The sequence below is a fragment of the Streptomyces capoamus genome (assembly GCF_014654935.1).
Taxonomy (GTDB): Bacteria; Actinomycetota; Actinomycetes; order Streptomycetales; family Streptomycetaceae; genus Streptomyces; species Streptomyces capoamus.
Genome location: NZ_BNBF01000015.1, coordinates 118,030 through 121,399, shown reverse-complemented (window position 1 = coordinate 121,399; position 3,370 = coordinate 118,030). Strand labels below are relative to the sequence as shown.

The 3,370-nt window shown below is 75.8% G+C and carries 4 protein-coding genes; all 4 read right to left on the bottom strand.

Annotated features, from left to right (window positions below; all coding sequences use genetic code 11):
* Nucleotides 1-1,915: S41 family peptidase (locus IE312_RS41465; RefSeq protein ID WP_440862366.1), on the bottom strand; the 1,915-nt coding region annotated here is incomplete at its 3' end.
* 118 nt (nucleotides 1,916-2,033) lie between these two features.
* The gene (locus tag IE312_RS23155; RefSeq protein ID WP_189984258.1) at nucleotides 2,034-2,546 is read right to left on the bottom strand and encodes a hypothetical protein; all 513 of its coding nucleotides are present in this window, start codon (nucleotides 2,544-2,546) and stop codon (nucleotides 2,034-2,036) included.
* A gap of 84 nt (nucleotides 2,547-2,630) precedes the next feature.
* On the bottom strand, nucleotides 2,631-3,023 hold the full coding sequence (locus tag IE312_RS23150; protein WP_189984257.1) for a VOC family protein: 393 nt from the start codon (nucleotides 3,021-3,023) through the stop codon (nucleotides 2,631-2,633).
* A gap of 20 nt (nucleotides 3,024-3,043) precedes the next feature.
* A partial coding sequence (locus IE312_RS41460; RefSeq protein WP_229900322.1) for an RsmE family RNA methyltransferase occupies nucleotides 3,044-3,370 on the bottom strand: 327 nt, incomplete at its 5' end.

The window sequence follows — 3,370 nt, the reverse complement described above, 5'->3', positions numbered from 1 at the left end:
TGCGGCGGTCGCTCGGGACGACCCGCAGCCGGCCCTCGCTCCACAGCAGGACGCGTTTGCCGTCGCCGCTGACAGCGAAGTGGTCGGCGGTGGAGGCGAGGTGCTCCAGGCGCCGCTGGACCAGGTCGTAGCGCTCCAGCTCACTGCGCGGCCCGGGGTCCTCGGGGTGGGCGCGGGAGGCGCCGAGGACGCCCTCCACGGGGTGGCGCAGCCACAGGACGCCGTCCCTGGCGGCCCGCAGGGTGGAGTAGCGGCCGGCCTCCACCGGGAAGGGCACGATCCGGTCGGCGAGCCCCTCGAGGTCGATCCGGGTGGCCGGGGTGCCCTCGCTGTCGGGGGTCTCGTCCTTGTCGGGGGCCTCGAAGGGGCGGCCGTGGCGCTGCGGGCCGAACGGCGAGGGGGTGGTGGCGGCCAGGGTGATCAGGTGCGGGCGGGCGCCGACCACGAACGCGAGGTCGAAGACGTGCTCGTCGTAGACCGGGTCGAAGGCGCGGTTGGACAGGAACGCGAGGTGCTTGCCGTCGAGGGTGAAGGCGGGCGCGTAGTCCTGGAAGCGCAGCGGGGTGGCCTCGGTGACCGACAGGTCGGTGGTGTGGGCGATGCGCAGCTGGGAGAGCGGACGGGGGCCGGGGTGGGCCCAGGCGAGCCAGGCGGAGTCGGGCGAGAAGGCCAGGCCGAAGACCTCGCCGTCGTCGCTGCGGTCGACCTCGCGGACCTCGCCGGTCTCGCGCTCGACCAGCAGCAGTCTGCCGTCGTGCGCGGCCACGGCGGCCCGGCCGCCGTCGGGGGCCATCGCCAGCTCCAGGACCCGGCCCAGCTGTCCGGCGGCCAGCCGGCGCGGCGGGGCGCCGGGCACGGTGCCGGTCGCGGGCGCGAACTCCAGGGCGTCCTCGCCCTCGGCGTCCGTCACCCACACCGCCCACTCCTCGCCCTCGGCGCGGAAGGCGCGCGGCAACCGGGCGCGGACGCCGGGGGTGGCGGCCAGGGCGCGGGCGGGCCCGGAGCGGTGGGTGACCCAGTGGATACCGCCGCGCACGCAGACGGCGCTGCCGCGCGCGGTGTGGTCGGGGGACGCCGCGTCGCACCAGCGGGCGGCGTTCACCGGGCGGGGGCGCAGATCGGTCCGCGGCCCGCCGAGCCGTACGTCCAGCCGGCGCGGCTCGGCTCCCTCCAGGTCGTCCAGCAGCCACAGTTCGCCGGCCGAGCCGTAGACGACCCGGGTGCCGTCGCCGGCGGCGTGCCGGGCGTAGAACCCTCCGTCGAGCGGGGTGTGCCGGCGCAGGTCGGAGCCGTCGGCGAGGGAGGAGTAGAGGGCACCGGTGCCCTCGTGGTCGGAGAGGAAGGCGATGCGGTCGCCCACCCACACCGGGCACTCGACGTTCCCGGCGATGTCCTCGTGCAGCCGGACGAACTCGCCGGTGCCCTCGCCGTCCTCGGCGGCCCGCTCGATCCACAGCTTGCCCGCCGCACCTCCCCGGTAGCGCTTCCAGCGGGCGGCCTCACGGTCCATCGTCGCGGACAGCAGCACGGTGGCCGGGCCCGGGGCCACGTCGCCGACCGGGCCGTACGGCAGGGTCTCGGCCGGTCCGCCGTCCAGGGGGACGGCGTGCGCCCAGCTCCGCCGGGAACTGGGCCGGCCCTGCGCGCCGAGGGCGAGCACCCGCCCGTCGGGGGTCCAGCCGAGCACCTCGGTACGGCGGTTGCCCCAGTACGTCAGACGCCTTGCGGGGCCCCCGTCGACCGGGGCGACGTGCACCTCGGGGGCGCCGTCCCGGGTGGAGGTCCAGGCGAGGTGCCGTCCGTCCGGCGATATCCGGGGCCGGGTCACCGGCTTGTTGTCGGCGCTGACCCGCCAGGCCCGGCCGCCGTCCAGCGGCGCGAGCCACACGTCGTCCTCGGCGACGAACGTCACCAAGTCGGCGTGCGGATGGGGGAATCGGAGATAGGCGGACGTCCCGGTTTCCGTGGTCGAAGCACCCTGAGTCACGCGGTCACTCTACGCAAGCACCCGTGTTCCCCGCTCCCGGTTCGGATCACTTGCCCGGCACGGGCCAGACGGTCCGCGTGACGGTGACGGTCACGGTCACGTCCGGCTTCGGCTGCCCCGCGGTCGGCGGGCGGTACGTCGGCCCGGGCGTCGCCGAGCAGTCGCCGAGACCGTCGACGTGGAACACGCGCCGGCCGCCGACCTCGGCCGTCAGGTCGCCCCGCACGCAGGCGCCGTCGACGGCCTTGGTCACCACCCCGGTGACGACGATCTTCCGCCCGTCGTCCGTCTCGCCCCGGCAGTCGACGGAGACGACGGTGCTCTCGGACGGCGCGGGCGAGGCCCCGCGGCCGCCGCCGTCACCCTGGCGTCCGGTGCAGGTCAGCCAGGACACGTTCACGTGCCGGTGCTCCAGCGCTGCGGTCGCGGTCCGGTCGGTGGTGTACGCCACGGTCGCGGACCCGAGCCCGCCCGGCTGGCACGCCACGACGCCCGCCCCGACCACACCGACGACCCCCAACACCCGGGCCCCGCACCGTATCCGCCTCGACACGCCCATACAGGGCAGCGTGCCACCGGCCCGGACGGTGCGGAAGACCGCATGCGGCCACTCACCCGTTCGGGAAGCACGTCCGACGCGCCGTCAGCCGCGCAGCAGCAGCCACTCCTGCAGCTCGACCAGGTTGCCCTCCGGGTCCTTGAGGTGGGCCACCCGCATGCGCTCGGTCATGGGGGCCGGGCCGTGCAGCAGGACCGCGCCGCGTGCCGTGACCGCGGCGCAGTAGGCGTCGAGGTCGTCCACGCGCAGGACGACCAGGGAGCGGTGCCCGGTGGCGGTGTCGCCCAGCTCGTGCAGGACCTCCGCCATCATCGCGCGGTCCTGCAGCGCGATCCCGGCGGAACCGGTGTGCGGGCTGAACTTCTCGTACGGCCCCCGGTCCGCCCCGGACTGCGGCTTGAGGCCGAGGACGTCGGCGTAGAAGCGGTAGCAGGCGGCGAAGTCGGTGACCAGCAGCCGGACTTGGGCGAGTTCCACAGTGTCCCCCCGGGGGTGTGTCAGGACCAGCGGCCGGTACGGCCCAGCAGCAGGGCCGCGGCGGCGGTGCCGGCGGTGGAGGTGCGCAGGACGGTGGGGCCGAGGACATAGGGCCGCGCGCCCGCCTCGGCGAAGAGCGCCAACTCCTCCGGCGAGACACCGCCTTCGGGGCCGACGACCAGCACGATCTCGCCCTCGGCGGGCAGTTCGGCGGTGGCCAGGCGCGCCTCGCCGCTCTCGTGGAGCACGGCGGCGAAGTCCGCCCCGGCGAGCAGCGCGCCCACCTGCCTGGTCGTCGCCGCGTCCGCGACCTCGGGGAAGCGGACCCGGCGGGACTGCTTGCCGGC